This is a genomic window from Microbacterium sp. NPDC055683 (assembly GCF_053617895.1).
Window position 1 is genome coordinate 1 of sequence record NZ_JBSHGQ010000077.1, and the last position, 4264, is coordinate 4264.

4 protein-coding genes are annotated in these 4264 nt (G+C 71.8%); 1 reads left to right on the top strand and 3 read right to left on the bottom strand.

The window, feature by feature from the left end:
• Positions 1-23 precede the first annotated feature (23 nt).
• From purQ to ACWGPF_RS17410, 3 genes are all read right to left on the bottom strand, one after another.
• Positions 24-731 (bottom strand): phosphoribosylformylglycinamidine synthase subunit PurQ, encoded by a 708-nt coding sequence (purQ, locus tag ACWGPF_RS17400; RefSeq protein WP_452333984.1) that lies wholly within the window; start codon positions 729-731, stop codon positions 24-26.
• Entirely contained in the window at positions 728-976 is a 249-nt protein-coding gene (gene purS / locus ACWGPF_RS17405; protein ID WP_345437139.1) for a phosphoribosylformylglycinamidine synthase subunit PurS, read from the bottom strand. The genes purQ and purS overlap by 4 nt, the downstream gene beginning before the upstream one ends.
• A gap of 73 nt (positions 977-1049) precedes the next feature.
• Complete coding sequence (locus ACWGPF_RS17410) at positions 1050-2855, bottom strand: gamma-glutamyltransferase family protein (protein WP_452333985.1); 1806 nt, start codon at positions 2853-2855, stop codon at positions 1050-1052.
• Positions 2856-2976: 121 nt separating this feature from the next.
• On the opposite strand from ACWGPF_RS17410, the gene ACWGPF_RS17415 reads away from it, so the two are divergent.
• Positions 2977-4248, top strand: coding sequence for an ABC transporter substrate-binding protein (locus ACWGPF_RS17415; RefSeq protein WP_452333986.1), 1272 nt, complete (start codon positions 2977-2979; stop codon positions 4246-4248).
• Positions 4249-4264: the final 16 nt, after the last annotated feature.

A 4264-nucleotide genomic window follows, 5' to 3' on the forward strand; every position in this document is an offset into this window, starting at 1 on the left:
CGCCGGGGCTTCGTCGTGGCGTCTCAGGCCGCCTGCGCGACGACCGCGGAGATGGCCGACTGGAAGAACGTGAGGCCGTCGACTCCCGAGCGCATGGCGGCCGGCGTCCCGGGGCCGAAGCCGGGCTCGACGGCGTGCTCGGGGTGCGGCATGAGGCCCACGACGTTGCCGCGCTCGTTGACGAGGCCCGCGATGTCGTTCAGAGAGCCGTTCGGGTTCACGCCGAGATAGCGGAAGGCCACCTGGCCCTCGCCCTCGATGCGCTTGAGCGTCTCGTCGTCGGCGATGTATCCGCCGTCGGCGTTCTTCAGCGGGATGACGATCTCGGCGCCCTTGTCGAAGCCGTTCGTCCACGCGGTGTCGGCGTTCTCGACGCGCAGGCGCTGGTCGCGGCGGATGAACTGCTGGTGCGCGTTGCGGATGAGCCCGCCCGGAAGCAGGTGCGCCTCGACGAGCATCTGGAAGCCGTTGCAGATGCCGAGGACGGGCACGCCCTTGGCCGCGGCGTCCTTCACCTCCGACATGATCGGCGCGAGCGCCGCGATCGCCCCGGCGCGCAGGTAGTCGCCGTAGGAGAAGCCGCCGGGCAGGATGACGGCGTCGACGCCCTGCAGGTCGTGGGAACCGTGCCAGAGGGCGACGGGCTCGCCGCCGGCGACGCGCACGGCGCGCTGCGCGTCGCGGTCGTCGAGCGAGCCGGGGAACGTGATGACGCCGATGCGGGCGGTCATTCGACGACCGCCACGTTCACGACGTCCTCGATGACGGCGTTGGAGAGGATCTCATCCGCGATCGCCTTCGCCTCGGCGAGCACCTCGTCGGTGACCTCGCCGTCGACGGTCAGCTCGATGCGCTTGCCGATGCGCACGTTCTGGAAGGCGCCGTGCCCGAGCCGGGCGAGCGATCCGGTGACCGCCTTGCCCTGCGGGTCCAGCAGCTCGGCCTTGGGCATGACGTCGACGACGATGGTGGGCATGAGATGAGCTCCGGATGTCGCGGGAGGGGGATCGCCACCATTCTAGTCGGCGCGCGTCACCCGCCCGCCCGGCTCAGCGTCCGACCGCGTACCCTTGCGCACCGCGCGGGTTGGCGGCCGCCCCGAGGATGCCCGTGGCGGGGTCGCGCGTGACGGCCGAGAGGCGCCCGAGCGCCCAGTCTCCGGCGCGCGTCACGACGTGGCCGCGCCGCTCGAGCCCCGAGATGACGTCGTCGCCGAGCCGGTCCTCCACGATCGCCCCGCCCGGCGTCCCCGTCCGGGGCCAGAACGATCCCGGGAACGACGTCGTGTGGAAGGCGGGCGCGTCGATCGCCTGCTGCGGCGACCATCCTCCGGCGAGCACCCTCAGCAGGAACAGCAGCTGCCACTGGTCCTGCTGATCGCCGCCCGGCGATCCCAGTGCCATCACGGGCTCGGCGTCGCGCAGCACGAGCGTCGGTGTGAGCGTCGTGCGCGGACGGTCGCCCGGCCGCAGCGCCGTCGGCGAGCCCTCGTCGAGCCACGTCATCTGCAGCCTCGTGCCGAGGCAGAACCCGAGCCCGGGGATCGTGGGCGACGACTGCAGCCATCCGCCCGACGGCGTCGCCGAGACGATGTTCCCCCACCGGTCCACGACGTCGATGTGGCATGTGTCGCCGCGGGCGACGCCGTCGCGACCGGTGGGCAGCTCGCTCGTCACGCGCACCGTCGGCTCCCCGACGCCCGCGGCCGTCGTCGTCTGCGTTCGAAGCGCCGGGATGGCCGGGGCCGGCCGACCCGGCACGGCTCCTGGGCGCAGGTCGAGCGATGCCTGCTCGCCGATGAGCTCGCGTCGCCCGCGTGCATATTCCGCGGAGAGCATGTGCTCGAGCTCGACAGGAGAGAGGCCTTCGCCGTACCAGGCTTCGCGGTCGGCGAGCGCGAGCTTCTGCGCCTCCAGGATCGTGTGCGCCCCGACCTCCGTCGACGGATCGAGGTGCGCGTCGTCGAAGCCGTCGAGGATGGCGAGGGACTGGAGGAGCGCAGGACCCTGGCCCCACGCGCCCGTCTTCGCGATCGTGTACCCGCGGAACCGCGCCGTGGCAGGCGTCTCGTACGACGCCTCGAAGCGGGCGAGGTCGGCCGCGGTCAGCACGCCCGCGTGGTCCCGCCCGTCGGAGTGCCGGTGCGGCGTGCCGACGAAGCCCTCGACCGCCCGGCCGACGATGTCGCGCCATCTCGCGCGAGCGGCGTCGATGCGCGCTCCGCGATCGGCGCCCGTCGCGGCGGCGACGACGTCGTCGAGCACGTCGGCGTAGACGGGGTTGCCGACGAGATCGCCTGGCCGGGGGAGGCGGCCGCGCGGCATCCACCGGGCGGCGGAGGTGGGCCAGTGGTCGCGGAAGAGCTCCGCGACGCCGCGGATGGTCGACACGACGTTCCGCAGCACGGGATGGCCGTCTCGCGCATACCCGACGGCGTACGCGAGCACGTCGCCGAGCTCCCACGTGCCGTGGTCGCGCAAGAGCAGGAGCCAGGCGTCGACCGCTCCCGGCACCGTGGCCGCCAGGGCGCCCGCGCCGGGGACGAGATCGAGGCCCTCGGCGCGGTAGTGCGCGATCGTCGCGCCCGCAGGGGCGGGGCCCTGGCCGACGAGCACGCGCGGGGCCGATCCCGACGTGGCGAAGATCGCGACGACATCGCCGCCCGGCCCGTTGAGGTGGGGCTCCACGACGTGGAGGACGAACGCGCCGGCGACGACGGCGTCGAAGGCGTTGCCGCCCCGCTCGAGCACGGCCTGCGCGACCGTCGACACCGTGCCGTGCGTCGACGCGGCCATCCCGAACGTGCCGGCGAGGTCGGGGCGGGTCGTGAAGGTGGGGGGAGCGGTGAACGGCATTCCGCCAGCCTGTCATCCGAAGGATGACTTGACGAGCGTGAGAGCGCTCCCATAGAGTGCCGTGTCAGGCCGTGGGAGCGCTCTCACATGGCCATCCCGCACCCACCACAAAGGAGTGACTGTGTCCACTCGTGCCCTCCGCCGCGGCGCTGCCGCGGTCAGCGCCCTCGCGATCGGCGGCCTCGCGCTCGCCGGCTGCTCCGGATCGGACGACGCCGCCCAGCCGGCAGATCCGGATGCCCCCGTCGAGATCACGATCTCGACCTTCAACGACTTCGGCTACACCGACGAGCTCCTCCAGGAGTACATGGACGAGCACCCGAACGTGACGATCGTCCACAACAAGGCCGCCACGTCGAACGACGCCCGCGCGAACTTCTTCCAGAAGCTCGGCAACACCGGCCTCGCCGACATCGAGGCCGTCGAGATCGACTGGTTCTCGGAGATGATGCAGTACGCCGACCTGCTCGCTCCCGTCCCCGCCGACCTCGAGGGACGCTGGCTCGACTGGAAGGAGGCCGCCGCGACGGACGCGGACGGCAACCTCGTCGCCTACGGCACCGACATCGGCCCCCAGGCGGTCTGCTACCGCGAGGACCTGTTCGAATCGGCCGGCCTCCCCACCGACCCCGCCGAGGTCGCCGGGCTCTTCACGACGTGGGACGACTTCTTCACGGTCGGCCAGGAGTACGTCGACACGACGGGCACGCCCTTCATCGACTCCGCGAACTCCGTCCTCCAGGGGCTCATGAACCAGATCGAGGTCACCTACGAGGAGGCCGACGGCACGGTGGTCGCCACCGAGAACCCCGACGTGCAGGAGGCGTACGAGACCGTCGTCGAGAAGGCCGTTCCGATCGCGGCCTACGCCGGTCAGTGGAGCGAGGACTGGTACGCCTCGATGGCGAACGGCGAGTTCGCCGCCATGCTCTGCCCCGGATGGATGCACGGCATCATCGCGGGCGAGGCTCCCGACGTCGACGGCTGGAACATCGCCGACGTCTTCCCCGGTGGCGGCGGCAACTGGGGCGGCTCCTACCTCGTGATCCCGGCCAACGGCGAGAACGTCGCCGCCGCGCAGGAGCTCGCCGACTGGCTGACGTCCCCTGAGACGCAGATCGAGGCGTTCGTCAACGCCGGGACGTTCCCGAGCCAGCCCGACGCGTACGAGAGCGCCGACCTCACCGGCTTCACGAACCCCTACTTCAACGACGCGCCGACGGGCGAGATCGGCATCGAGCGCGCCGAGGCGGTCACCGTCTCCCCCGTCAAGGGGCCGAAGTACTTCCAGTTCCACGATGCGCTGCAGAACGCCGTGACGCGGGTGTTCGACGGCATCGAGGACGAGCAGACCAGCTGGGACACCTGGGTCGCCGAGGTCTCGGCCTTCTGACCCGAGGGGGTGCGGG

What these genes read in the sequence shown, in the direction of transcription:
- purQ (WP_452333984.1), bottom strand. Translation starts at nt 731, where the DNA reads ATGACCGCCCGCATCGGCGTCATCACGTTCCCCGGCTCGCTCGACGAC.
- purS (WP_345437139.1), bottom strand. Translation starts at nt 976, where the DNA reads ATGCCCACCATCGTCGTCGACGTCATGCCCAAGGCCGAGCTGCTGGAC.
- ACWGPF_RS17410 (WP_452333985.1), bottom strand. Translation starts at nt 2,855, where the DNA reads ATGCCGTTCACCGCTCCCCCCACCTTCACGACCCGCCCCGACCTCGCC.